Annotated in this window: 23 protein-coding genes; 5 read left to right on the top strand and 18 right to left on the bottom strand. The window is 63.6% G+C overall.

Going from position 1 to position 22,515, the window contains the following annotated elements:
- Positions 1-73 precede the first annotated feature (73 nt).
- The 12 genes from BDD21_RS07165 to BDD21_RS07220 form a co-directional block, all read right to left on the bottom strand.
- Positions 74-1,000, bottom strand: a complete 927-nt coding sequence (locus BDD21_RS07165) for a type II secretion system minor pseudopilin (RefSeq protein ID WP_245969890.1) — start codon at positions 998-1,000, stop codon at positions 74-76.
- A gap of 5 nt (positions 1,001-1,005) precedes the next feature.
- Complete coding sequence (locus tag BDD21_RS07170) at positions 1,006-1,692, bottom strand: prepilin-type N-terminal cleavage/methylation domain-containing protein (protein ID WP_245969454.1); 687 nt, start codon at positions 1,690-1,692, stop codon at positions 1,006-1,008.
- Between the two features lie 216 nt (positions 1,693-1,908).
- Positions 1,909-2,307: a type IV pilus modification PilV family protein gene (locus tag BDD21_RS07175; protein WP_120799796.1), complete on the bottom strand. Its 399-nt coding sequence runs from the start codon at positions 2,305-2,307 to the stop codon at positions 1,909-1,911.
- 5 nt (positions 2,308-2,312) lie between these two features.
- Positions 2,313-2,777, bottom strand: coding sequence for a GspH/FimT family pseudopilin (locus BDD21_RS07180; protein WP_120796575.1), 465 nt, complete (start codon positions 2,775-2,777; stop codon positions 2,313-2,315).
- 37 nt (positions 2,778-2,814) lie between these two features.
- Positions 2,815-3,267 carry a type II secretion system major pseudopilin GspG gene (gene gspG, locus BDD21_RS07185; protein ID WP_120796576.1) on the bottom strand — a complete coding sequence of 151 codons (453 nt, stop codon included), beginning with the start codon at positions 3,265-3,267 and terminating at the stop codon, positions 2,815-2,817.
- A 108-nt stretch (positions 3,268-3,375) separates the two neighbouring features.
- Positions 3,376-4,584, bottom strand: coding sequence for a type II secretion system F family protein (locus BDD21_RS07190; RefSeq protein ID WP_120796577.1), 1,209 nt, complete (start codon positions 4,582-4,584; stop codon positions 3,376-3,378).
- A 208-nt stretch (positions 4,585-4,792) separates the two neighbouring features.
- Positions 4,793-6,676, bottom strand: a complete 1,884-nt coding sequence (gene gspE / locus BDD21_RS07195; RefSeq protein WP_120799797.1) for a type II secretion system ATPase GspE — start codon at positions 6,674-6,676, stop codon at positions 4,793-4,795.
- The gene (locus BDD21_RS07200; RefSeq protein WP_245969456.1) at positions 6,669-8,609 is read right to left on the bottom strand and encodes a polysaccharide biosynthesis protein; all 1,941 of its coding nucleotides are present in this window, start codon (positions 8,607-8,609) and stop codon (positions 6,669-6,671) included. Before BDD21_RS07200 ends, gspE begins: the two co-directional genes overlap by 8 nt.
- Entirely contained in the window at positions 8,606-9,655 is a 1,050-nt protein-coding gene (locus BDD21_RS07205) for an MraY family glycosyltransferase (RefSeq protein WP_120796578.1), read from the bottom strand. The genes BDD21_RS07200 and BDD21_RS07205 overlap by 4 nt, the downstream gene beginning before the upstream one ends.
- Before the next feature lie 54 nt (positions 9,656-9,709).
- Positions 9,710-10,264 (bottom strand): DJ-1 family glyoxalase III, encoded by a 555-nt coding sequence (locus BDD21_RS07210; RefSeq protein ID WP_120796579.1) that lies wholly within the window; start codon positions 10,262-10,264, stop codon positions 9,710-9,712.
- Positions 10,265-10,320: 56 nt separating this feature from the next.
- Entirely contained in the window at positions 10,321-11,667 is a 1,347-nt protein-coding gene (locus BDD21_RS07215) for a S41 family peptidase (protein ID WP_245969457.1), read from the bottom strand.
- Between the two features lie 103 nt (positions 11,668-11,770).
- Complete coding sequence (locus BDD21_RS07220) at positions 11,771-13,267, bottom strand: murein hydrolase activator EnvC family protein (protein WP_245969459.1); 1,497 nt, start codon at positions 13,265-13,267, stop codon at positions 11,771-11,773.
- Between the two features lie 177 nt (positions 13,268-13,444).
- Here BDD21_RS07220 and BDD21_RS07225 point away from each other — a divergent pair, with 177 nt between their 5' ends.
- The 4 genes from BDD21_RS07225 (at position 13,445) to BDD21_RS07240 (ending at position 16,042) form a co-directional block, all read left to right on the top strand.
- Positions 13,445-13,813: an ArsR/SmtB family transcription factor gene (locus tag BDD21_RS07225; protein ID WP_120796581.1), complete on the top strand. Its 369-nt coding sequence runs from the start codon at positions 13,445-13,447 to the stop codon at positions 13,811-13,813.
- Between the two features lie 168 nt (positions 13,814-13,981).
- Complete coding sequence (locus BDD21_RS07230; protein ID WP_120796582.1) at positions 13,982-14,410, top strand: rhodanese-like domain-containing protein; 429 nt, start codon at positions 13,982-13,984, stop codon at positions 14,408-14,410.
- A gap of 94 nt (positions 14,411-14,504) precedes the next feature.
- Positions 14,505-15,005: a protein-export chaperone SecB gene (gene secB / locus BDD21_RS07235; RefSeq protein ID WP_120796583.1), complete on the top strand. Its 501-nt coding sequence runs from the start codon at positions 14,505-14,507 to the stop codon at positions 15,003-15,005.
- An 8-nt stretch (positions 15,006-15,013) separates the two neighbouring features.
- Positions 15,014-16,042, top strand: coding sequence for an NAD(P)H-dependent glycerol-3-phosphate dehydrogenase (locus BDD21_RS07240; RefSeq protein ID WP_120799799.1), 1,029 nt, complete (start codon positions 15,014-15,016; stop codon positions 16,040-16,042).
- Here the strand turns inward: BDD21_RS07240 and BDD21_RS07245 are convergent.
- A complete protein-coding gene (locus BDD21_RS07245) occupies positions 16,039-16,503 on the bottom strand; it encodes a tRNA (cytidine(34)-2'-O)-methyltransferase (protein ID WP_120796584.1) in 465 nt (154 codons plus the stop codon). The two genes, BDD21_RS07240 and BDD21_RS07245, sit on opposite strands and share 4 nt — an antisense overlap.
- 173 nt (positions 16,504-16,676) lie before the next feature.
- On the opposite strand from BDD21_RS07245, the gene BDD21_RS07250 reads away from it, so the two are divergent.
- Positions 16,677-16,901, top strand: coding sequence for a hypothetical protein (locus BDD21_RS07250; RefSeq protein ID WP_093034232.1), 225 nt, complete (start codon positions 16,677-16,679; stop codon positions 16,899-16,901).
- Positions 16,902-16,994: 93 nt separating this feature from the next.
- Here the strand turns inward: BDD21_RS07250 and BDD21_RS07255 are convergent, their stop codons facing one another.
- The 5 genes from BDD21_RS07255 to glnA form a co-directional block, all read right to left on the bottom strand.
- Complete coding sequence (locus BDD21_RS07255; protein ID WP_170164699.1) at positions 16,995-17,378, bottom strand: hypothetical protein; 384 nt, start codon at positions 17,376-17,378, stop codon at positions 16,995-16,997.
- Between the two features lie 78 nt (positions 17,379-17,456).
- Positions 17,457-18,917, bottom strand: coding sequence for a nitrogen regulation protein NR(I) (gene ntrC / locus BDD21_RS07260; protein WP_120796586.1), 1,461 nt, complete (start codon positions 18,915-18,917; stop codon positions 17,457-17,459).
- Positions 18,910-19,992 carry a nitrogen regulation protein NR(II) gene (glnL, locus tag BDD21_RS07265; RefSeq protein ID WP_120796587.1) on the bottom strand — a complete coding sequence of 361 codons (1,083 nt, stop codon included), beginning with the start codon at positions 19,990-19,992 and terminating at the stop codon, positions 18,910-18,912. The genes ntrC and glnL overlap by 8 nt, the downstream gene beginning before the upstream one ends.
- 215 nt (positions 19,993-20,207) lie before the next feature.
- The gene (locus BDD21_RS07270) at positions 20,208-20,726 is read right to left on the bottom strand and encodes a DUF4124 domain-containing protein (protein ID WP_120796588.1); all 519 of its coding nucleotides are present in this window, start codon (positions 20,724-20,726) and stop codon (positions 20,208-20,210) included.
- A 95-nt stretch (positions 20,727-20,821) separates the two neighbouring features.
- Positions 20,822-22,225 carry a glutamate--ammonia ligase gene (gene glnA, locus BDD21_RS07275; protein ID WP_120796589.1) on the bottom strand — a complete coding sequence of 468 codons (1,404 nt, stop codon included), beginning with the start codon at positions 22,223-22,225 and terminating at the stop codon, positions 20,822-20,824.
- Positions 22,226-22,515 lie beyond the last annotated feature (290 nt).

Consider the following 22,515-nt stretch of genomic DNA (forward strand, 5'->3'; position numbering starts at 1 on the left):
TCGGATGCCGCACGCCTGTGCTTGCGGTCAGCCGACCCCTTGAGTGTAAGTCCACCGGTCGCCGAGACGCCAGTCAACCGGCATCGGCTTGGATGTCGATCGGCGCCGGCGGCGCAGCGGGCAGACCGAAACGGCGCCAACGCACCTGATAGGGCGGTTGCTGCCCGGGCATTGCTTCGACCAGCGCCTCCATCCTGCGTCCACCGGCGCCCGCACCGGTTTCCGAGACCTCGATTCGGTAGAGGGGTCCGGCCCGATCGACGAACCGAGGTCCGCTGCTGTCTTCGAACAGAGGCGAATCGCGCTGGACAACGCGAAGCTGCGCGTCTTCAAACGGGATCCCCTGGGTCGCGGCGATCGCTGCCGCGGAAGCGAAGCGTTCGTCGAATCCGGCCCCCTCGAGATCGACACTGACCTCCGGGGCCAAGCGCGCGTAGATCTCGGGTGTCATCCCGAGGACCTGCATCAGCTCCTCCACGGCCACGAAGGGCGCATCCTTTGCCCCGAGTGTCCGACCGGCATCACGGTAGTCGCGATCCTCGGCACCGTTCAGGAGCGACAGATCGTCCTCGTCGCGCCAATCGACGATGGCTGCCGCGAGCGACGCCGCCGGATCTTCCTCCATGCCGAGCGTCACGAGGAGCGCCGAGAGCAGCTCGGGCGGTGCCTGATTCAGATCGATTCGCGAGCCCTCGTTGAAGACCCGGATCGCGAGATCGACCCCGCCGAACCGCCAAGGCACGGCCACGCCGTTGGGCAACCAGGCGGACACGTCCGGATCGGTCGCATCGGGCGGCGGCATCGCAAAGACCAGGACCGTGAAGGCGATCGCGGCATCCGCAGCGGTCCGAAAGCGTGCTCCCGAGACGTGATTGTCGCTCAGCGACGTCTCGGTTCGCTGCGCCGCAGTCAGGCCGACCGCCATGACGGTGAGTAGGGTCAGCACCCAGAGCACCAGGACCAAGGCGATGCCCCGCTGGCGCGGGGCGCGCGAACGCACCCCGGTCAAAAGAGGCGCACCGGCAGGCTGACCAGCAGATCCGGCCAGGACTGCGCGGGCGTGGCCATACGGATTTGCAGCAGGGTCGGCATGGTCGATTGTCCGATCCACTCCTCATGCCAATCGGGCTCGATCTCCCCGTCGGCGGTACCGAAATAGGCGATCTGAAACGCAGCGACGCGATCCAGGAGCAGGGTTCGGCCGAAGGCGCCGGCGGCGGTGTCCGTGTCGAGCGGGGTCGAGTCGAGTGCGGCGCCCGAGTCCGCCTCCAAGGGCTCCCAGGCCGGGATCTCGTCGGTTCCCTCGAGTACCTCGGGATGAACCAGCCAGCGCGTCAGGACCAGACTCACGTCTTGACCGATCGGCACAAGCCCGAGACGCAGGATGTAGAGCCCGGGCACGCCGACCTGCGTGGACAGGGGCGCGACAAACTCCAGGCGCTCGCTGTCGCCGGCGAAGACGCTGATCATCTGGGCGTCGAGCGTCAAGGTCGTCGCCCGCGTCTGACTCAGGGTCGACATCAGAAAATCGCGCGCAACCCGCACCTCGGAGACGCGCTCGGAGACCGCATCGACCCCTTCCCAGGCGCGTGAACCGAGGCTCAATCCGGAAAAAAGCATGAGCGTGATGAGACTGACGATCGCCAAGGCAATGAGCAGCTCGATCAGGGTGAAGCCCCGGGTGTCCAGCAACCGACGCCGGACTCTCGTTGCACGCGTCCTAGACCAAGCCGTAGCGAAGGCGGTGGTCGCACAGGGGTTCGTCTTCGACGGGAAACCGGGGCGACCGGTGCCGACACGTCCATAATCACCAAGACGCGTACTCTCGAACCGCGTCTGCTGCAACGATCGTTGACTCATTCGAGGCCGATCACGGTTGAAAACGCTCCATGGCATGGCGGACGCAGTTCAGAACCGCTCCCCGAGGCGCAAGGTCGAAAGCGTGAGGCTGCGGACCTGGCTCCCGTCCTCCCAGAGTGCGGTCGCGTTGATACGGTAGGGCGTGGCCGGCGGCTCGGCTCCGAACTCCTCGCCCAAGGTCACCGGGAGGATGGTGATCTCCCACGCGATGCCGCCCTCCGGATCGCCCGAGACGGAACCTTCTTCCAAGGGGATCGCCGTTCCGACCGCGTTCAACTTGGACTCGGCCAACGACGCGGCGCGGCTGTACTGGGAAGAGACCAGGGTGGTCCGCATGGCTTGCGAGAAGATCTGCATCAGCACACCGAGCGACACGGAGAGGATGGCGAAGGCGACCAACACCTCGAGCAGCGAAAAGCCGGACTGCCGTCTTCTTTGATTCCGCATGGTCTTCAACGCGCGCTCCAAGGCGCCATACGGATGCGCCCCGTCAACCAAACGACACCGACCTGGTAGCCGGAATCCTCGCTCGCCAGGATGATGCGGCCTCCGGTCGAGCTCCCGTCGGGAAAGAACCGAATCGCCCCGCGCTGCTCGTCGAGCATCTCGCGATCGGCGGCCTCGAGTGTGACATCCAGACGCTTGGGCAGCGTCAGGCTGCGGTGTCCGGCAAGCTCGAGACGGCGTTGCTCGACATCCACCACCAAGGCGACCTCCGCTCCCTGACGTATCGCGGTTTCCCGCGCCAGGCGGAGGCTGCTCACCGTGCGGCGTGCGGCGGCTTTCATCTCCACGCCCGGCATGGCCGCAGAGAAGAGCGGCGGCACCGCAGACATGGCCAACGCGGCGATCGCCAAGACCACGAGCAGCTCCACGAGGGTGAAGCCGCGGTGCCCACGCCGGGCAGGAGAGCTCAACTGGGTGTCCGCGCAAAACGGCGAGTCCGCACCCTCGTCAATCCCAACTGCGGATGTCCGCGTTTTCGCCGTCGCCGCCCTCACGGTTGTCCGCGCCGAGCGACCAGATATCGAAGGCGCCGTGCTCGCCGGGGAAGCGGTACTGATAGTCGAAACCCCAAGGGTCTTGCGGGACGCCGCCCTTTCTCAAATAGGGACCGTTCCAGTTCTGGATGTTGGCCGGGCGCTCCACGAGGGCCTGCAGACCCTCGGTCTGCGTCGGATAGCGGCCGACCTCCAAGCGGTACATATCCAGGGTCGCGGCAAGGTTTTCGATCTGGAGCTTGGCCGTCTTGCTCTTGGACGAGCCGAGGAAGCTCATGACTTGGGGACCGACGAGCCCCGCCAGCAGACCGAGGATCGCGAGGACCACGAGCAGCTCGACGAGCGTGAAACCGCGAATTCGCCTTGATTGAAACAGGGATCGATTCGGGGATTGATTCGGGTGCATAGGTAAGCTCGGATGACTTTGAATGTATGTGGTCATTGTAGGGGGCGGATGGTGCAGGGCCAAGGCGATCGGCACGCGCACACGGGTGATGGGTGATGGTTGGGCGCGTCAGAACACCAGCTCGTTGGCTCCGAGGATGGCCATCAAGATCGAGATGATGATGCCTGCGACGACCACGCCGAGCCCGATGATGAGAATCGGCTCGAGCAAGGTCAACATACTCTGGACGCTGTTGCGGGTCTCCCGATCATAAATGCTCGCCACCTTCGCGAGCATCGCGTCCAGACTACCGGACTCCTCCCCGACGCGGATCATCTGCAGTGCGAGATCCGGCAAGACCTCGAGGCGGGCCAGGGGTCCCGCGAGGCCGCGGCCGTGCTTGAGATCGTCGCCGGCCTCGTTGAGCAGACCCGAGAGTTTCCGATTGGAGACCACCTCTTTGGCAAGCGTCAGGGCGCTGAGCAGGGGCAGGCCGTTCTTCAGGAGCGTCGCCAGGGTGTGGCAGAGTCGGGCCGTCTCCATCTTCCAGATCAGATCCCCGAACAGCGGCACGCCCAGTACCTTGTGGTCGAACCGGTCGCGCACGGCCGGGTCCTGAAGCCAACGCTCCAGCACCACGGCAATCAAGGCGATGCCGACCAACATGGCCCACCAATAGTTGCGGAAGAGATCGCCGGTCGCGACCACGATTCGGGTCGGCAGCGGCAGGGCCTCGCCCATATCGTCGAAGAGCACCGTGAACTGGGGTACGACGAAGACCAGCAGCATGATGACCGACAAGGCCGCGACCACCAAGAGGATGGATGGGTAGACCAACGCGGAGGTGATCGTCTGGCGCAGCTCGGCAAGTCGTTCGAGATAATCGGCGAGCCGATCCAGAACCTGATCCAGCGCACCGCTGGCCTCGCCCGCACGTACCATATTGATGTAGAGCCGCGGGAACTGCCCGTCCTGCAGGTCGAGCGCGCTCGAGAAGGTCGCGCCGCCGCGCACGCGTTCCTGCAGGTCCGAAAGGACCTGGATCAGGTGCTCCTCCTCGGTGAGATCCACCAGGATCTGGAGCGATCGGTCCAACGTCATCCCGGCCTCGAGAAGTGTCGCCAGCTCGCGGGTGAGGATGCCGATTTCCTTTTGGTTGATGCGCCGACGTCGTGTCCGCACAAAGCGGGCGCGCAAGCCTGCCGAGGAGCGTGTCTCGATCGGGATCAGTCCTTCGTTCTGGAGCTGGCGCACCAGCGCGGCCTCGTCGACCGCCTCCTGCTCGCCCTCGACCGACTCTCCGTCGAGCTTGACCGCTTTGTAGAAATATTTCGGCACGTCAGTCCTCGGTTGAACCGCGTCCGGCGCAATAGGCACCGGATGCGCACTGTATTGAGGTCGAAACACTCATTCAACGTTGTCGGGGACGCGGTTCAAGTGTTTGAAGATCGATTCGTGTTTTCCTGAGCCGCGTCCGGCTCGGAGCCTTCGGGCGCCACCGAGCGCTGCTTCGAGACACGACATGAGGAGTCGCTTGCGACGCGGCTCAGTCCGCGCTCGGCTCTTCGCCTGCCTCGGCGACACGCAGCACCTCCTCGATCGTCGTGCGACCGTCGAGCGCCTTGCGCAGGCCATCCAGGTACATGGTCTCCATCCCCTCGGCGACCGCGATGCGGCGGATCTCGGTCGCGGTCGCGTGGTTCAGCACCGCCTTGCGGATCTGGTCGGTCATCAGCAAGACCTCTGTGATGACCAAACGGCCGCGATAGCCGGTCCCGTTGCAGGCGTCGCAGCCGACCGCCCGGTGCAGCTCGACGTCCTCGGGCGCGGCCCCGATGGCCGCAAAACGCACCGCCAGCTCCGGGATCGCCGGATAAGCCTCCTGGCAATGCGGGCAGAGTTTGCGCACCAGACGCTGAGCAAGGATGCCGTTGATCGTGGAGGTGAGCAAATAGTCCTCGACGCCCATCTCGAGCAGGCGGGTCACACCGCTGGCCGCGTCGTTGGTATGCAGGGTCGAGAGCACGACATGCCCGGTGAGGGCCGACTGGACCGCGATCCGTGCGGTCTCCAGGTCGCGCATCTCGCCGACCATGATGACGTCCGGGTCCTGGCGGACGATGGCGCGCAGTGCGCTGGCGAAGGTCATGCCGATCGCGCTCTTCACCTGGATCTGGTTGATCCCGGCCAACTGGTACTCCACCGGATCCTCGACCGTGATGATCTTGCGCTCCTCGGTGTTCATCCGGCTGAGCGCCGTGTAGAGGGTCGTACTCTTGCCCGAGCCGGTCGGCCCGGTCACCAGCAGGATGCCGTAAGGCTTCTCCAGGATGAGCCTAAGGCGCTCGCGCGGCGAGCCGTCGAAGCCGAGTGCATCAAGATCGAAGCGCACGCTTTCCTTGTCGAGCAGACGCATGACCACGCTCTCGCCGAACATGGTCGGAACGGTGGAGACACGCAGATCCAGCTCGCGACCCTGGAGTCGGATCGGGATGCGCCCGTCCTGAGGCAGCCGCCGCTCGGCGATATTGAGCTTCGCCATGATCTTCACGCGGGAGATGACAGCGGCCGTGGAGCGCACGGGCGGTGCATCGACCTCTTTGAGGATCCCGTCGACGCGGTAACGCACCTTGAGCTGGTCGGCGAAGGGCTCGATGTGGATATCCGATGCGCGCGATTCGAGCGCCTTTTGAATGAGCTGGTTGACCATCCGGATGACCGGGGCCTCGCTGGCCAGATCCTTGAGATGCTCGATGTCCTCCTCGTCGAAATCGCCGAGCGCACCCTCGGGGCTTTCCGGCGCCTCTTCGACCTTCTCGTAGAGGCGCTCGAGGGCGAGCTCGATCTCGCTCGGCAGCCCCACAAGCGCCTTCACGGGTTTGCCTGCCGCCATCTGCATGGCTTCGACCGCGAACCGATCGATCGGATGGGCGAAAGCGATCTGGATACCGTCATCGTCCTCGGACACGGGGAGAACCTTGGCGTCTTTTAGAAACCGCAGGCTGAAGAGATCTTCGCGCAATGGCTCGGACGGGAAGGCGCTTGCGTCGGTCAGGGGAAGCGCGAGCACGTCGGACATGGCCTGCGCCATGTCGCGCTCGGAGATGAGTCCCAAGCGAACCAGCATCGGCAAGAGGGGATCGCCCGCCTCGTCGGCGAGACGCCTCGCCCGCGCGAGATCACCGGGCGAGAGCTTCCCGGACGCATGCAGGTGTGCAACGACTCGCCCTTCCGGGGGCGGCTCGATATAGGCGGAGACGGCGGCCTTCGGGGTGGGATTGCTGTCGGGCTCCGGGGACATCTCTGCGGCCGGCGCAAGCGCGTCTTCGGGGATTTCAGCGAGCGATTGCGACCCGGAAAACATCCCATCGAGATCATCGCGCCGCGCGCTGATGCTCGGTGCCTCTTCGAGGACGGCGTCGTCATGCATCGGCATTTCTCCGGTCTTGGCCTGCCTCTGTCGAGACGGCCTCGGTCGATAGGGGCCGGTTCGATAAAGACTGGGTCGATAGGGTTTGGCCGCGCGGCTCAGGGTGCCATTCCGGCAGCATCGCCCGCAAGATATTCGCCATCGCGGAGCGATCGTCGACGGCTGCGGCCTGCTCCAGTGCCGCAACGCTCTCCCCGGGCGCGGCCGCGATGAGTCCGCCGCTTCCCCGGGCCACACGAATCTTTGGATGACGCGTCGCGACAAGATCCTCGGAGTCGTAGAACAGCTCCTCGTAGAGCTTCTCCCCGGGGCGCAATCCAATGTAATGGATGGGAATATCCTCGCCGGGCTCGCGTCCGGAGAGTCGGATCATCTGTTCGGCAAGATACCGGATCTTGACCGGCTCGCCCATGTCCAGCACGAAGATCTCGCCGCCGTCGCCGATCACGGCCGCCTGCATGATCAGCTGGCACGCCTCGGGGATGGTCATGAAAAACCGTTCGATATCCGGGTGGGTCACCGTGACCGGTCCGCCGTGCTCGATCTGACGGCTGAACAGCGGCACCACGCTGCCGGCGGATCCGAGGACATTGCCGAATCGCACGGTGATGTAGCGACACGCGGAGTCCTGGTCCAAGGTTTGACAGATCGCCTCGGCGACACGTTTGGTGGCGCCCATGATATTGGCTGGATGCACGGCCTTGTCGGTCGAGATCAAGACGAAACGTTCGCATGCCCAGCGCGACGCCGCCTCCGAAACAATGCGCGTCCCGGTGACGTTGTTGCGCACCGCTGCACGGAGCTGATCCTCAAGCATCGGGACGTGTTTGTAGGCCGCGGCATGGAAGATGATCTGCGGGCGCTCGGCGGCAAAGACCGCATCCAGCCCGGCCGCATCCGCAACGTCCACCAGGTAGCGCGTGAAGCTCAAGCTCGGATAGCGTTCGAGCAGCTCCATCTCGATACGGTAAAGGTTGTACTCGCCGTTGTCGATCAGGATCAAACGAGACGGAACGGCAGCCGCGATCTGGCGCACCAGCTCGGAGCCGATGGAGCCGCCGGCACCCGTCACCAAAACGGCGCGGTCGGAGAGCCCCGCGCGGATCCCCTCCCAGTCCAGACTGACGGGATCGCGACCGAGCAGATCCTCGATCGAGACCGGTCGCAACTGACTGATGCTGACCTGTCCGGTCATGAGATTACGCAGCTCCGGCACGGTGCGGAACGGTCGGCCGGTGCCTTCGCATAACTCCACCAGCCGACGCATCTCTTTGGCCGTCGCACTGGGAACGGCCAGCATCAGCAGATCGATGTCCTCGCGCACGACGATCTCGGGGATCGCCTCGGTCTGCCCGAGCACCGGGACGCCGTGGACCTCGCTGCCCTGTCGGCGCGGTTTGTCGTCGACGAAGCCCGCCGGGAAATAGGATCGGCTTGTATCTCGAAGCATGTCGCGCACCAGCATCTCCCCGGCGCGCCCGGCACCCACGACCAACACGCGCTGTCCCGAGCTCAAATTGAGCCGGTGATCCTTGAGCCAGCGATACAGGAGTCGGGGACCGGCCAACAGGATCACTTGCAGCCCCAAGAAGAGCACGGGCACGGAGCGCGGGATCAGCTCGGTGCGGTTCAGAATGAAGAGCGCAACGACGACCAAGAGGGTCCCCGCCACCGCGGCCTTGACGATGCGTACCAGGTCCGGGAGCGACGCAAAACGCCACACCCCGCGATAGAGCCCGAACAGCCAAAAGACGGTGCCTTGAATAACCAGGACCCAAGGCAGCGAATTCAGGGCGCTGTCGACAAACTCCGGCGGGATCCGGCCCAGATTGAAACGCAGCCAGTACGCGGAGATCCAGGCCACCGGGATCATGACGAGATCGTGCGAGAAGGCGGCGGTTCGCGAGCGCAGACGGTCGAGCAGCGGATTCATGAGGGCTCCGTCGACGAGGCGGTGCGCTCGACCAGTCGTACCTTCAGATGGATCAAGGCATAGATCATCGCCCAAGCCCCGATCAGCAACCATTGCTCATGCGGCGGGAGGCGTGGGGAGGCCACCGCGCAGGCCGCTGCGGCGGCCATGAGGGGATAGGCCCTCAACAGGGTTCGACGATGGCTCCATCCGGCCAGAACCAATCGCTGATAGTGATGCGAGCGATGCGGCTCCCAGATGCGCTCGCGCCTCGCCAACCGGGCCAACAGGGTCCAGGTCGCGTCGAGGATAAAAGGCGAGAAGGCGAGCCAGGCGCTCCACAAGGGGAAGAGTCCGAGATGCACCCCCCACAGCGAGAAGGCAGCCACGAACAATCCGAGACTCGACGAACCCGCGTCCCCGAGAAAGATCCGTGCTGGCGGAAAATTCCCGGTCAGAAACCCGGCGCCCGCCAAGGCCACACAGGCCGAAGCCAGCGCAAAGAGGGGTTCGCCTCCGGACCAGCCCAGGATCGCGAACGCGGAGAATCCGAACACTGCCATCCCTGCGGCAAAGCCATCCATCCCGTCCATAAAGTTGTAGAGATTGATGAGCCAAACGACATAGACGAGGGTCAGAACGACGGCGACCCATCCCGGAAAGACCAAGACCCATCCCGGCAGATCCAGCACGGCCCAACGCAGCCCGCCGCTCATCAAGAGCAGGGCGGCACCGAGGTGAGCGAGGAGCCTCAGGCGACGCGACACCTCGCCGAGGTCGTCGAGATAAGCGATCCCCGCGACCGGCAGCAAGGCCGCTGCGATCCATCCGAGCTCTCGCGCGGAGAGTCCGAGTGCGGCCAGCACCAGAAGCGGCGTACTCGAGCCGAGCAGAACGGCCAGACCGCCGCTGCGCGGAACCGGCGTGCTGTGCAGCGAGCGCGCGTTGGGGTAATCGAGTGGTCCAAGGCCGGCGGCCCCGTGCGAGGCCAACCAGCGGGTCGCGGCGACACTCAACAAAAAAGAGGCAAAGGCTGCGGCAGCCGATATCGGCGGGTCGAGGGGCATGGTCCTTGATGTCCTGGGCTCACGGGTATCCGGGCCGGCGGCTTCGAGCTTCCGTCAGAGGGTTCGGACCAGTCCGCGCTCGACCTGGTCGCGCGATTCGCGCCCGAGCAAGAGCTCGATCAGTTGCAACGCGAAGTCCATTGCCGTACCCGGGCCGCGCGAGGTCACGAGGGTCCCGTCGACAACGACCGCGGCGTCCGTGAAGTCGACACTCGGATAGTCCGAAGGATCGACGGCGCCAGGGTAGACGGTCGCCGATCGCCCGTCGAGCAGTCCGGCACGCGCGAGAACCTTGGGCGCGGCACAGATCGCCGCGGTGAAACGGCCCGCTGCATGCTGACTCCGAAGCAAGGCAATGATGCGGGGATCCTCCGCGAGATGGTCGGATCCCGGCAGCCCCCCCGGCAAGACGATCATGTCGAAGGTCCGCTCCAGGACATCCTCAAGTCTGGTGTCCGCGATCAACAGGGTCCCCCGACTGGCGGTCACCGGCCGGTTGTCCAGGCCGGCCGTCACCACATCGATCGCGGCTCGGCGCAGCAGGTCGATGATCGTGACGGCCTCGAGTTCTTCGCATCCTTGAGCGAGGGGGACGAGTACCCTTGGCATAATCCACTCCGAAATTGAAAGAAAGCGCCTCGGCTGACGTCACTCGAGGACAGGGTCTAGGGAGTGCCTAACTGGCCGAAAATATTCAATGCCTTGAGAACATTGAGCGCTTCTGCTAGTTGGAAGTCCTCGGCGACGAGCGACCCCTTCTCGGCAGCGTCCTCGGATGCGGATTCCGGGGCCTCGTCCTCGAGGTGACGAACCAGATCGGACTCCTTTAGATCCGACACGCCGTTCGCAGCCAAAGGTTTGAACTCGCCGCGCTCGAGCTCGATGTCCGGGGTGATGCCCTGGGCCTGAATCGAACGCCCGGAGGGCGTGAAATAACGGGCGGTCGTGAGCTTCAGCGCAGTCGAGTCGTCGATCGGCACGATCGTCTGGACCGAGCCCTTACCGAACGTCTGGTTGCCCATGACGATCGCGCGTTTGTGGTCCTGTAGGGCACCGGCGACGATCTCGGACGCCGAGGCGCTGCCGCCGTTGACCAGCACGACGATCGGCGCACCGGAGAGGATATCGTCGGGACCGGCCTGGAACTGGAGCTTGCTGTCTTCCTGCCGGCCCTTGGTGTAGACAATCAGACCGCCCGTCAGAAAGGCGTCGCTCACCCCGACCGCGCTGTTGAGCACGCCGCCGGGGTTGTTGCGCAGATCGAGCACGAGCCCTTTCAGGGAGCCGTTGCTTGCACTCTTGAGGGTGTCGACCGCCGCGATCACGTCCTCGGTGGTCCGCGATTGAAAATGCGAGACCCGGATGTAACCGAAGCCGGGCGCGAGCGTGCGGCTGCGCACGCTGGCAACCTGAATCACCGCCCGCTCGAGCGTGACGTCGAACGGAGGCTCGTCGCCGGAACGCATGATCGTCAACTCGATGCTCGTGCCGGGCTCGCCCCGCATCAAGGTCACCGCATCGTTCAGACTGAGCCCCTTCACCGGCTTCTGGTCGATGCGCACGATGGTATCGCCGGACTGAAGGCCCGCGCGCTGTGCCGGCGTGTCGTCGATCGGCGCGATCACCTTCACGAAACCGTCCTCCATTCCGACCTCGATCCCGAGACCTCCGAACTCGCCGCGAGTACCGACCTGCAGATCCTGGAACTCCTCGTTGTCGAGATAAGCCGAATGCGGGTCGAGGCCCGAGAGCATGCCGCGGATCGCGCTTTCGAGCAGGAACTTGTCTTGGACGCCCTCGACGTATTCTTCTTTGATGCGCCCGAACACCTCGGCAAAGGTTCGAAGATCGCTCAGCGGAAGCTCGCTCGCGGTCTCGACCGTCTTGGCCGTAGTCTCGGGGATATCAGGGCTTTCGATCGTCTCGGCAAAGGCACGATCTCCCGGCGCACCAGGCCAGACAAGACAAATCCCGAGAATCAAGGTCGAGGCAAAGGGTAGGCGTCGGGTCATGGCATGTATCATGGAATCACGTCGGTTGGGGGTCGACACGCCGTTGGGCGGGGCGTGCATCGCGCGGCCGGACACGGCCGATCCGCGATTGCGGAACGATGACTTAGCATCGCATGTTTTCGCTGCTTTCGTCAGGTTGATCCGAGGCCAATCCGGACGCTTTGTTGCACCCGACCGCGCCGAGAAACAGCCTTTGTTGCGGCTTTCGACGTGATTTGATCGGTTCGGCGTCGACGCGTTCCCGCAGCCCGTAAAGATCGCTCCGACCCGCCCCGGAGAGGGATCCCTGCCGAGCCGTTGCGCCGCACCAGCCCGCGGGGTCTTGTGGCTTGCCGTTGTGACGAATGGCAAAGTAGAGCACGGGCTCCTCCCGACCTCCGCTGTCGCCGCTCAGGGCGATGACCTCGCCGGTGGCCACCCACTCGCCTGCCTCCTTCAGAAGCGCCTCGTTGTGGCCGTAAATCGACATGTAGCCATCACCGTGATCGATCATCAAGAGCAACCCGAACCCACGCAGCCAATCGGCGTGGATCACCCGCCCGTCATGCACGGCGCGCACCTCTTCGCCTTGCCGCGCCGCCAGCAATACGCCGTCCCAGCGCAGCTCCGAATCGGGTTTGAGCGTTCCGAACTCGGCAAGGATCTCGCCGTGGAGCAGAGGCCATGCCAAGCGCCCTCGGCGCTCCGGAAACGGATCACGCCGGATGTCCAGCTCGGCACGGATCTGCGCACGCTGACGCAGGTGCTCGACCAAGAGCCGCAGCGCCTCGGCATCACGCTCAAGGACCTCGAGATTCTCCGTTTGGCCGGCAATGCTGGCTTCCAATCGACCCAAGACCGCGGCGCGTTCTTGCCGCGCGGCCTCCAAGCGAAGCCGCGCCGTTTCTTGGCGGCGTGCGAGATCGATCAGACGCTCCGCCTCGCGTTCGGCGTCGTGGGCCAAGCGCGTGAGCCGCTCGACGCGCGCCTGGATGGCCGTGATCCTACGCAGCTGTTCTCGATTCAAATAGGCGAAATACGATAGGATACGGCTCGCTTGAGCGGTATCTTCTTGATTCAAAAGAAGTCGTAGACGATCGGCCCGACCCATGACATAAGCGGTGCGCACCAGGTCCGCCCAGAGCGCGAGTTCCTGCTCGAGTGCGGCGTACTCCTCGAGATGACGCAGCCGCAGCGCCTCGGCAACACGGGTTTGCTCGGCAACGGCGCGCGCCAACTCTCGGCCGCTGACGGCCGCCTCGGCAACCTCGCGCTCCCGGACCTCGAGCTCCGCGATCAAGGCACGACGGTCCGCGTGCTGCTCGATGAGCTCCCGACCCACGGTCTCGACCTGCTGCTGGATCTCCTGAAGATCTTTCGCGCGCGTATCCAAGGTCTCGTCCGAGGCCGTCTCCGCCAGCACCGCAGCCGCCGACGCCGTCATCAGGACGCAGATCAGCGCCGGGCGCGCAACGCGGTGCCCGATCCAATCGAGCGCTCGGTGACGCCGATGAGCGAACGGCTCGCGGTGAAGCCGCTCGGGATGTCCTGTTGCGTCGGTCCTGGGCACGGCGGTGAGGGAGTGGGTCGTGGTGCGAATCGGTCGTCTGATTATACGCATCGTCCGAGGCCCGATCGGAAGCCGTGGAAAGAACCGACGGCCGACGATGCGGACCCTCGGCTCTCGGCCGCCCGACCGTCCTCCTCGGGCAAGCCCGGGCTGCGGGGTACATGTACTTCGCACTCTGCCGGAAAGAGTTTATTATTGTATGCTTAAGAATTGATGAGACAGGATCCGATGGTGAGCAATCCGAGCCAGCCTTCCCGCCCGGTCCTGAACGACCCGGTCAACGACCCCGACGCGATGAACCTGTTCGCGGACGATGCGGATATCGAGCGAGCATCCCGATCGCTGAAAGCCATGTCGCACCCCCTGCGCCTGAAGATCCTCTGTACCCTGGGCGACCAAGAGGTCAGCGTCCAGGAGATCGTGGACCACGTCGGCACCTCGCAGAGCAACATCTCCCAACACCTGGCGATTCTGCGCGACAAGGGCATCTTGGCCTCGCGCAAGGATGCCAATCGCGTGTATTACCGGGTCAGCGACGGCAGAACCCTCCAGCTGATCGGGATGATGCGCGAGGTCTTCTGTCAGCACACCCACTGAATCGATGCACTGCGGGATGACGCCCGCGTCCCTACTCCTTATAATTCGCCACCTTAATCATCCCGAGGGCAGTTGCGGGCAACTGCGCCCCCGGCGTGCTCGACCCGTGGTCGAGGCGCCGGTCGCGGCATACCCGAAGTCTTGCCTAATCAATGAGATCGCAGAGCGATGCTGTTAGACCAAATCGTGGAATTCGTCGGAAGCCACTGGTACCTTTTCGTGGCGTTGTTCGTCATCTTGGGGTTGCTGACCCACAACATCATCGTGGGCGGCAAAGGGAGCGTCGAGCCTTTGGCGGCAACCGAGATGATCAACCACCAAGACGCGGTGGTCATCGACGTTCGGCCGGCGGCCGATTTTGCAAAGGGCCACATCATCAACGCGATCAACGTCCCGATGAACGGATTCAAGAACCAGATCGCCACGCTGACAAAGCACAAGGCCAAACCGATCATCATCAACTGCCGTTCCGGAGCTCAGTCGTCCATGGCTTGTAGCCAACTGCGAAAGGAAGGGTTCGAGCAGGTCTTCAACCTGCAGGGCGGCATCATGGCGTGGGAAGCCGCGAGCCTGCCGCTCACGCGCAAGAAACGCTGACGCGGTCACCCATCCCGGGGTCGGCCGCGCCGGCGCCCGATCCTCCCCGTCTTTGATCCAACCGTCGATCAAGTCTTCGATAAGGAACCACCACATGGCCGAGAACGTACAAAGCAACGACCCCCGTACCCAATCGGAGCGACAGTTCTCCGTCCAACGGATCTACGTCAAAGACGCGTCATTCGAATCTCCCAATGCGCCGGACATCTTTCGCGGCGAGTGGAAGCCTACGCACGAGCTCAATGTCAGCACCAAGGTCAATCGGATCCAGGAGGACCTTTTCGAGGTCGTGCTCTCCGTGACCGTCTCGGCACAGCTCGGGGATAAGACGGCCTTTATCGTCGAGGTGCAGCAAGCCGGGATCTTCGGCATCGCCGGTTTTGCCGAGCAGGAGATGGGCGCGATGGTCGGTGCCTACTGTCCCAATCTGCTCTTTCCCTACGCCCGCGAGGTCGTCTCCGATCTGGTGTCCAAGGGCAGCTTCCCGCAGCTCGTTCTGCAGCATGTCAATTTCGACGCCCTGTTTGCGCAACATCAGCAGGAGGCCATGCAGCGCGCGCAGGGCGACGCTGTCGAGCAGCCGAGCCAGCATTGAGCACGACCATGCCGGGCGATTCCCTGCAGGCTGATGGCGCGAAGGCCGCCATCGCGGTTCTGGGTGCAGGATCTTGGGGAACAGCGCTCGCCATCCTGCTGTGTCGTAATGGACACCGCGTGCGGATGTGGGGTCACGAGATCGAGCAGATCGACGCCTTGCGTCGCGACGGCGAGAACCGCCTCTTCCTGCCCGGAGTCCCGCTTCCTGCAGATCTATCTGCGACCGCCTCCCTGGAGGAAGCGCTTGACGGGGCGAGCGACTGCTTGATCGTGGTTCCGAGTCACGCGTTTCGACGCGTTGCGGAACAGATCGCACGGCAACTGCCCGCTGCGATGGGCGTGGCTTGGGCAACCAAGGGCCTTGATCCGGCAAGCGGGGAGCTGCTCCACGCCGTGGCCCGGGAGAGTCTTGGCGCCCGCGCGCTCGCGGTGGTGTCCGGACCCAGCTTTGCTCAGGAGGTCGCGCACGGACTCCCGACCGCCGTGACGGTCGCCTCGGCCGATGCCGCGTTCGCCGAGCGTGTTGCACGGCTTTTGCATGGGGAGCGGTTTCGCGCCTATACGAGCTCGGATATGGTCGGTGTCGAGGTGTGTGGAGCCGCCAAGAACGTGCTCGCGATCGCCACCGGGATCGCCGACGGTCTCGGTTTCGGCGCCAATACCCGCGCCGCGCTCATTACGCGAGGGCTTGCCGAGCTGATTCGGGTCGGCACCGCCTTGGGCGGGCGCAAGGAGACCTTCATGGGCCTCGCCGGCATCGGCGATCTGGTCCTGACCTGCACGGACAACCAATCACGGAACCGGCGGATGGGCCTTGCGCTTGCTGCCGGGGCGAGCTTGGCCGATGCACAGTCCAAGATCGGCCAAGAGGTCGAAGGTGTCGTGACCGCGCTTGCCATGCATCGGCTCGCATCGCGCTTGGGCATCGAGATGCCGATCAGCGAGCAGGTCTACCGGGTGCTCTACGAAGGCGTCTCGCCCGAGAGCGCAACGCGCGCCCTGCTCGATCGCGAGCCAAAGGCGGAGTTCGGCTAAACCGCTCCTTCAAACCCTGTTTGGCGCCATGCCTCGAACGCGACGACCGCAACGGCGTTGGAGAGATTGAGACTGCGATTGCCCGGACGCATCGGGATATAAAGGCATCGATCCCTCGGAAGGGTGTCGAGCAAGGCTTGCGGCAGACCTCGTGTCTCCGGGCCGAATACAAATGCGTCTCCGGTGTCGTAGTGCGGACTCGTATAGGCGGTCGAGCCTCGGGTCGAGAGTGCGAAAAGCCGCTGCGGGCGGATCGCCGCAAGGCAGGTTTCCAGCGTGCGATACACCTGGACCTCTGCCCATTCCCGATAATCGAGCCCGGCACGCCGGAGCAGTCGATCCTCCAGAGCGAAACCGAGCGGCTCGATCAGGTTGAGTCGCAGACCGGCGTTGGCACAGAGCCGCATGACATTGCCGGTATTGGGCGGAATCTCGGGCTCGTAGAGGATGACATCAAACATCGCGGATCCAGTGTGCAGGGCGTGGGCGGGAAGGCCGGTCGCGGCCGGGGTCGATCGACACGCGAACAGGTTCGGCGGTTGACCGAGGCGTCTCGCTGCATGCTATATTAAGGTTTGTGAAAGTTCTAACATCGCCGCTCCAAGGCGGCCAAAAACCCTATGAGGACACCGACATGAGCGATATCGCCGCGCTGAAGAAGGAAAAGCAGGAGTTGATCGAAAAGATGCTCGGGATGCAAAAGCAGTTCATCGACTACGAGCATGAGCACGGGGTTTCAGGCAAGGATTACTGGGCGGCGACGGACGGCTTGCTGGTCAACTATCGGCAGGAATACCAAGATATGGCCAATCGCGTCGTCGACATTGCTCATGAGATCGTCGGCTCTGCGCGCAACTGATCCGACCCGATCCGCTCGGCACGGCTGGAGGCTGGAGATCGCGTCCGAACCTCGGACGCGGCTCACAACGAAAGGGCCTACGCAAGACGCAGTTCAGCGTAAATGCTCGATGTATTTGGGTGTTTCGCGCATGTCCAGTCTGATCGCCGTTCCCTGAGCGACGAACGGATCCTCAACCCCCTCGAAACTCAGCACACAGCGCGCATGCCCTCGACTCTCGAGCGGGATCGGGATCATATCGCGATACGTGAAGATGTTCTCCTCGATGTCCCCTCCCCGACAGACGAGCGGCCCACTCGGAATCGTCGAGGTTTCCTCCACCCCTTCGATCACTAAGTTCCCTGCCTGCTGCCAACGCGTCCGCTCGGTCGAACCCGTCATCGTCTTCACGAGATAAGCCCGTGAGAAATGCAGGCTCAGGCATCCGTCCTTCAAATCAATCGACGAAATCTCCGAGCCTTTCAGCTCGATACTCATACTGTCCAAGTCATTCTCCGGATCTTTAAACCGCGCTTAGCGCGGTATGCGTCGTGTGTTGGATTGGATTGGCTGCGCCTAAGTGATTTGGGGGCTCCGAGCTGAATCCTCATCCGCCGAGGGCTCTTCCGGGTCGATCTCGATGTCGAGCTGCAGCTCCTTGATCTTGCGTGTCAGGGTGTTGCGTCCCCAGCCGAGGAGTCGCGCAGCCTCTTGCCGACGCCCGCCGGTATGCTCCAAGGCGGTCTGGATGAGGATTTGCTCGAACACCGGCATGGCCGTGTCCAGCAAGGCACCCTGGCCCTGTTTGAGGCTCTGACGGACCCAGCGGCGAAACACCGTCTCCCAGGGCTCATCGCGAGCCGGCTCGGAAAACGAGGCGTTGAGCTCGGGCGGCAGATCCTCGGCGTGAATCTCTTTGCCAGAGGCCATGACGGTCACCCAGCGAGCGGTGTTCTCAAGCTGGCGAACATTGCCGGGCCAGTCAAGCCGCTTCAGGTGATCGATCGCACTCGGCGCGAGCACCTTCGGCTCGCACGTCAGCTCCAGGGCCGCCTGGGCGAGAAAGTGCCGCATCAACACCGGAACGTCTTCGCGCCGATTGCGCAGCGCGGGGAGATGAATCCGGATGACGTTGAGACGATGGAACAAGTCTTCGCGAAAACGGCCTTGCCGAACCAATTCCTCAAGGTTTTGGTGCGTCGCGGCGATGATCCGCACGTCGACCCGCGTCGGGGCAACGCCGCCGACGCGGTAGAACTCGCCGTCGGCGAGCACCCGCAGGAGTCGGGTTTGAAGCTCGGCAGGCATATCGCCGATCTCGTCGAGGAACAAGGTTCCCCCGTCGGCCTGCTCGAACCGCCCTTCGCGCCGACTTTGGGCACCCGTAAAGGAGCCGCGCTCGTGACCGAACAGCTCCGATTCCAGAAGATCCCTTGGGATTGCGGCCATGTTCAAGGCGATGAAGGGTCGATCGCTGCGCGGACTGTGGCGGTGCAGTGCGCGTGCCACCAACTCTTTCCCGGTTCCGGATTCGCCGTTGATCAGAACCGTGATGTTGGAGCGCGCAAGTCGGCCGATCGCCCGAAAGACCTCCTGCATGGCAGGTGCCTCGCCGATGATATCCGGCGCCTTGGTCATCACGATCTCTTCGGAGCGCTCCTCGCGACCGCGCCGGCACGCACGGTTGACCTGTCCGACGGCCTCGTCGAGATCGAAGGGCTTGGGCAGGTACTCGAAGGCACCGCCATGAAAGGCCGACACCGCGCTGTCGAGGTCGGAATGTGCGGTCATGATGATCACGGGCAACCCGGGATAGCGGGCCGAGACCTGCCGTAAAAGATCCAACCCGTCGATTCCGGGCATACGGATATCGGTCAGGATGACATCCGGCTGCTCGCGCTGGAGCGCTTCCATGACACCGACCCCGTTGGAGAAACACGTCACGTGCATCTCAGCCTTGCGCAGTGCGCGCTCGAGCACCCATCGGATGGACCTGTCGTCGTCGATGACCCAGACCTTGGGCTCGCGATTATTCATAGTCCGTCTCCAACGGCAGATAGACGCAAAACGTGGTCTCGCCCGGCCGGCTCTCGCATTCGATGAGACCTCCATGTTGACTGATCAGCTCTTGGGCGATGGGTAGGCCCAGCCCGGTACCGCCTTGGTGGCCCGACACCATCGGAAAGAAGATTCGATCCTCGATCTCCAGCGGGATTCCGGGTCCGTTATCACGAATCTGCGCCTGCAGCACAAGGCGATGACGACGGTTTCCGATCGTGAATTGACGCAAAACGCGGGTGCGCAGCTCGATCCGACCCGTCATTCCGGCCGCGGCGGCGGCGTTGCGAGCTAGGTTCAGGAAGGCCTGAATCAAGCGGTCCTGATCGGCCATGAAATCCGGGATACTCGGGTCATAGTCGCGCTGCACGCGCGGACCGGTCGGTGATTCCGCGAGGATGAGTCCACGGACATGCTCGAGGACATTGTGGATATTGACCAAGGCTCGGCGCGGCAAGCGACTGGGGCCGACCATCCGGTTCACCAGATCCTGGAGTCGGTCGGCCTCGTCGATGATGATTCGCGTGTATTCACGCAACCCGGGATCTGGAAGCTCCTGCTCGAGCAACTGCGCGGCGCCGCGCAATCCGCCGAGCGGGTTCTTGATCTCGTGCGCTAAACCGCGGATGAGGGCTTGGGTGGCCTGGTGCTGAGACAGCAGATGCTCCTCACGGGTGATCCGGAGTTGACGGTCGACCTGAGCGAGCTCGACGAGCACTTGATCGTGTGCATCAAAATGGTGCAGCGGTAGGACGGTGCAGTTCACCGTCTTGGTGCGCCCGTCGCCGGCAACGACATTGATCTCGCGCTCCGTAAAGGGGTGACGCGACTCCAAAGCGGCCTTCAAACGCGCTTCAACCTGGTGGTCGGGGCAGGGAAGCAGGTTGAGTGCATGGTGTCCGATCATGTGTCGAGCACTGATCTCGAAGAGCATCTCGGCCGCGGGATTGATATACAGAAGACGTAAGTCCTTATCGAACAGGAGGACGGCCGTGTTCAGGTGATCGAGGATCGTCCGCTCTAGGGCCGGCTTCGGGGCTGGCTGAATACTCATGATCTCTCATCCGAACGGCTGACAAGGTCGCGCGTGACCGAGGGCGCACGCGAAGACGGAGGGTGTAACGTCGACGGTCGGGCTGCGGGAGGCTTACGCAGACAAACGGCGCGACACGCGGACTCTGGCGTCCATTTCGACACCGACGACATGCGAAAAGCATACCATCGCAGATCGGCTCGGTCGTTCGGGAAAGTCAGTGCAATCAGGCAGGCTTAGGGCAATACCCCGGGGGGAATGGATTGGCGCAGCTCAAGCTCAAGCGACGGAGTCGTCGCGACCACCATTCCGAGCGCATCCTGCACGCGCGCTTGGATACGGTGTGCCTCGAAACCGACGCCCTTTATTTGAAACCGCGTCGATCCCGCCTCGACGGGGACCGCGCGATCATCGAGCATGAGATCGAGGCGATGGCCTTCGAGCAACGGCGGCTCCAGCTCAAGTTGGATCTCGAGTGTATCGGTCTGCTGCAGCAGGACAGCACCGGCGGCCGGTGTCAGGATGTCGAAGGCCGCGTAGGGTCCGAGAAGCGGCACATCATCCGACGGCGTCGCGCCATCGGGGGTGGAGTCGCCGACCGAACCCGTATCGGGAACAATGCGCTGCGCCGCCGCATCCGGAGGCCGTCGATCCGAGAAGTGGGTGCGTCCGTCGGCGTCGACCCAGCGAAAGATCTCGGCGCTCCAAGCCAAGGGCGTTAAGAGAGCGAGGACGGCGAACGCGTGTCTGATCATGGTCGAAGAATAGTCGACCGGGATTTAGGGCTCAACCGAAAACGACAGAGGCCCCTGGAGGGGCCTCTGTCGGTATGCTCGAGAGCAGCCCTGTTCTAGAGGCTGTAGTACATGTCGAACTCGACCGGGTGAGTGGTCATCCGGATGCGGGTGACCTCGCCCATCTTCAGAGCGATATAGGCGTCGATCAGATCATCGGTGAAGACGCCACCGGCGGTGAGGTATTCCCTGTCTTTGTCCAGATGCTCCAAGGCCATATCCAGCGAGTGACAGACCGTCGGGATGGCCTTCGCCTCTTCGCGCGGCAGATCGTAGAGATCCTTATCCATGGCATCGCCGGGATGGATCTTGTTCTGGATGCCGTCCAGGCCGGCCATCATCATCGCGGCGAACGCCAGATAGGGGTTACAGGTCGAATCCGGGAAACGGACCTCGATCCGACGACCCTTGGGACTGGCGACATAGGGAATGCGTACGGAGGCGGAGCGGTTGCGCGCCGAATAGGCGAGCATCACAGGGGCCTCGAAGCCCGGCACCAATCGTTTGTACGAGTTGGTGGAGGGGTTGGTCAAGGCGTTGAGAGAGCGGGCGTGCTTGATGATACCGCCGATGTAGTAGAGGGCCGTGTCGGACAAGCCTGCGTACTTGTCGCCGGCAAAGATATTCTGGCCGTCCTTGCTCAGCGACTGGTGCACATGCATGCCGCTGCCGTTGTCGCCGACCAAGGGCTTAGGCATGAAGGTCGCGGTCTTGCCGTAGGCATGTGCGACGTTCTGGACGACGTACTTGGTGATTTGATTCTTGTCTGCGCGGGATACGAGGGTATCGAACTGGGTGCCGATCTCGCATTGGCCCGCGGTTGCGACTTCGTGGTGATGGACCTCGACCGGCACACCCATTTCTTCGAGCGCAAGACACATGGCTGCGCGGATATCATTGAGCGAATCAACCGGCGGGACCGGGAAGTAACCGCCTTTCGTGCTCGGGCGATGCCCCATGTTGCCGTCGGCGAAGACGCGCTCGGAGTTCCAGCCGGCCTCCTCGGAATCGATCTTGTAGAAGGCGCCGCTCATCTCCGCGCCCCAGCGCACATCGTCGAGGATGAAAAACTCGGGCTCTGGGCCGAAGTAGGCCGTGTCGGCGATGCCGGTGGACTTCAGATAGGCTTCCGCGCGCTTGGCCAGGGAGCGCGGGTCGCGCTCGTACCCGGTCATGGTGTCGGGTTCCAGGATGTCGCAGCGGATAATCAGGGTGTTCTCGTCCGTGAAGGGGTCCAACACGGCGGTGGAGGGCTCGGGCATCAGGACCATGTCCGACGCCTCGATGCCCTTCCAGCCCGCGATCGACGAGCCGTCGAACATCTTGCCGTCCTTGAAGAGGTCTTCGTCGACCACCCGCACTGGCATGGAGACGTGCTGCTCCTTGCCGCGTGTGTCGGTGAAGCGAAGGTCGACGAACTTCACGTCGTTGTCCTTGATCATTTTGATCACGTCTGTCATTTGGGATTTCTCCGCTGCTGTGGGTTCGGGGGATACATGGCCGGACGGCGGCATGATAGGTCTGTCGCCTTCGGGCGCACCGAGGCCGCTCGGAGCCTAGCAGGTCGCCCTTCGGGCTGCACGACTCGCGATGGGTCGGCGGGTCGCGGTGATTCGGTGTGTATGGGTGTTCTCCGGGTCGGGTCTAGAGACCGGAGACGACCGGCGCTGTCGATCACCTCCGGGCCGTCTAGCATCTACCGAGCCAAAACATCTTGCGGTGCCTCCCCCTGGCTGGATCCGTACGCCTC

Source organism: Thiocapsa rosea (assembly GCF_003634315.1).
Lineage (GTDB): Bacteria > Pseudomonadota > Gammaproteobacteria > Chromatiales > Chromatiaceae > Thiocapsa > Thiocapsa rosea.

Excerpts from the sequence above, each read along its gene's own strand:
- BDD21_RS07175 (WP_120799796.1), bottom strand. The coding sequence starts at position 2,307 with ATGCGGAATCAAAGAAGACGGCAGTCCGGCTTTTCGCTGCTCGAGGTG.
- gspG (WP_120796576.1), bottom strand. The coding sequence starts at position 3,267 with ATGCACCCGAATCAATCCCCGAATCGATCCCTGTTTCAATCAAGGCGA.
- gspE (WP_120799797.1), bottom strand. The coding sequence starts at position 6,676 with ATGCATGACGACGCCGTCCTCGAAGAGGCACCGAGCATCAGCGCGCGG.
- BDD21_RS07200 (WP_245969456.1), bottom strand. The coding sequence starts at position 8,609 with ATGAATCCGCTGCTCGACCGTCTGCGCTCGCGAACCGCCGCCTTCTCG.
- BDD21_RS07205 (WP_120796578.1), bottom strand. The coding sequence starts at position 9,655 with ATGCCCCTCGACCCGCCGATATCGGCTGCCGCAGCCTTTGCCTCTTTT.
- BDD21_RS07210 (WP_120796579.1), bottom strand. The coding sequence starts at position 10,264 with ATGCCAAGGGTACTCGTCCCCCTCGCTCAAGGATGCGAAGAACTCGAG.
- BDD21_RS07215 (WP_245969457.1), bottom strand. The coding sequence starts at position 11,667 with ATGACCCGACGCCTACCCTTTGCCTCGACCTTGATTCTCGGGATTTGT.
- BDD21_RS07220 (WP_245969459.1), bottom strand. The coding sequence starts at position 13,267 with ATGCGTATAATCAGACGACCGATTCGCACCACGACCCACTCCCTCACC.
- BDD21_RS07225 (WP_120796581.1), top strand. The coding sequence starts at position 13,445 with ATGGTGAGCAATCCGAGCCAGCCTTCCCGCCCGGTCCTGAACGACCCG.
- BDD21_RS07230 (WP_120796582.1), top strand. The coding sequence starts at position 13,982 with ATGCTGTTAGACCAAATCGTGGAATTCGTCGGAAGCCACTGGTACCTT.
- secB (WP_120796583.1), top strand. The coding sequence starts at position 14,505 with ATGGCCGAGAACGTACAAAGCAACGACCCCCGTACCCAATCGGAGCGA.
- BDD21_RS07240 (WP_120799799.1), top strand. The coding sequence starts at position 15,014 with ATGCCGGGCGATTCCCTGCAGGCTGATGGCGCGAAGGCCGCCATCGCG.
- BDD21_RS07245 (WP_120796584.1), bottom strand. The coding sequence starts at position 16,503 with ATGTTTGATGTCATCCTCTACGAGCCCGAGATTCCGCCCAATACCGGC.
- BDD21_RS07250 (WP_093034232.1), top strand. The coding sequence starts at position 16,677 with ATGAGCGATATCGCCGCGCTGAAGAAGGAAAAGCAGGAGTTGATCGAA.
- BDD21_RS07255 (WP_170164699.1), bottom strand. The coding sequence starts at position 17,378 with ATGAGTATCGAGCTGAAAGGCTCGGAGATTTCGTCGATTGATTTGAAG.
- ntrC (WP_120796586.1), bottom strand. The coding sequence starts at position 18,917 with ATGAATAATCGCGAGCCCAAGGTCTGGGTCATCGACGACGACAGGTCC.
- glnL (WP_120796587.1), bottom strand. The coding sequence starts at position 19,992 with ATGAGTATTCAGCCAGCCCCGAAGCCGGCCCTAGAGCGGACGATCCTC.
- BDD21_RS07270 (WP_120796588.1), bottom strand. The coding sequence starts at position 20,726 with ATGATCAGACACGCGTTCGCCGTCCTCGCTCTCTTAACGCCCTTGGCT.
- glnA (WP_120796589.1), bottom strand. The coding sequence starts at position 22,225 with ATGACAGACGTGATCAAAATGATCAAGGACAACGACGTGAAGTTCGTC.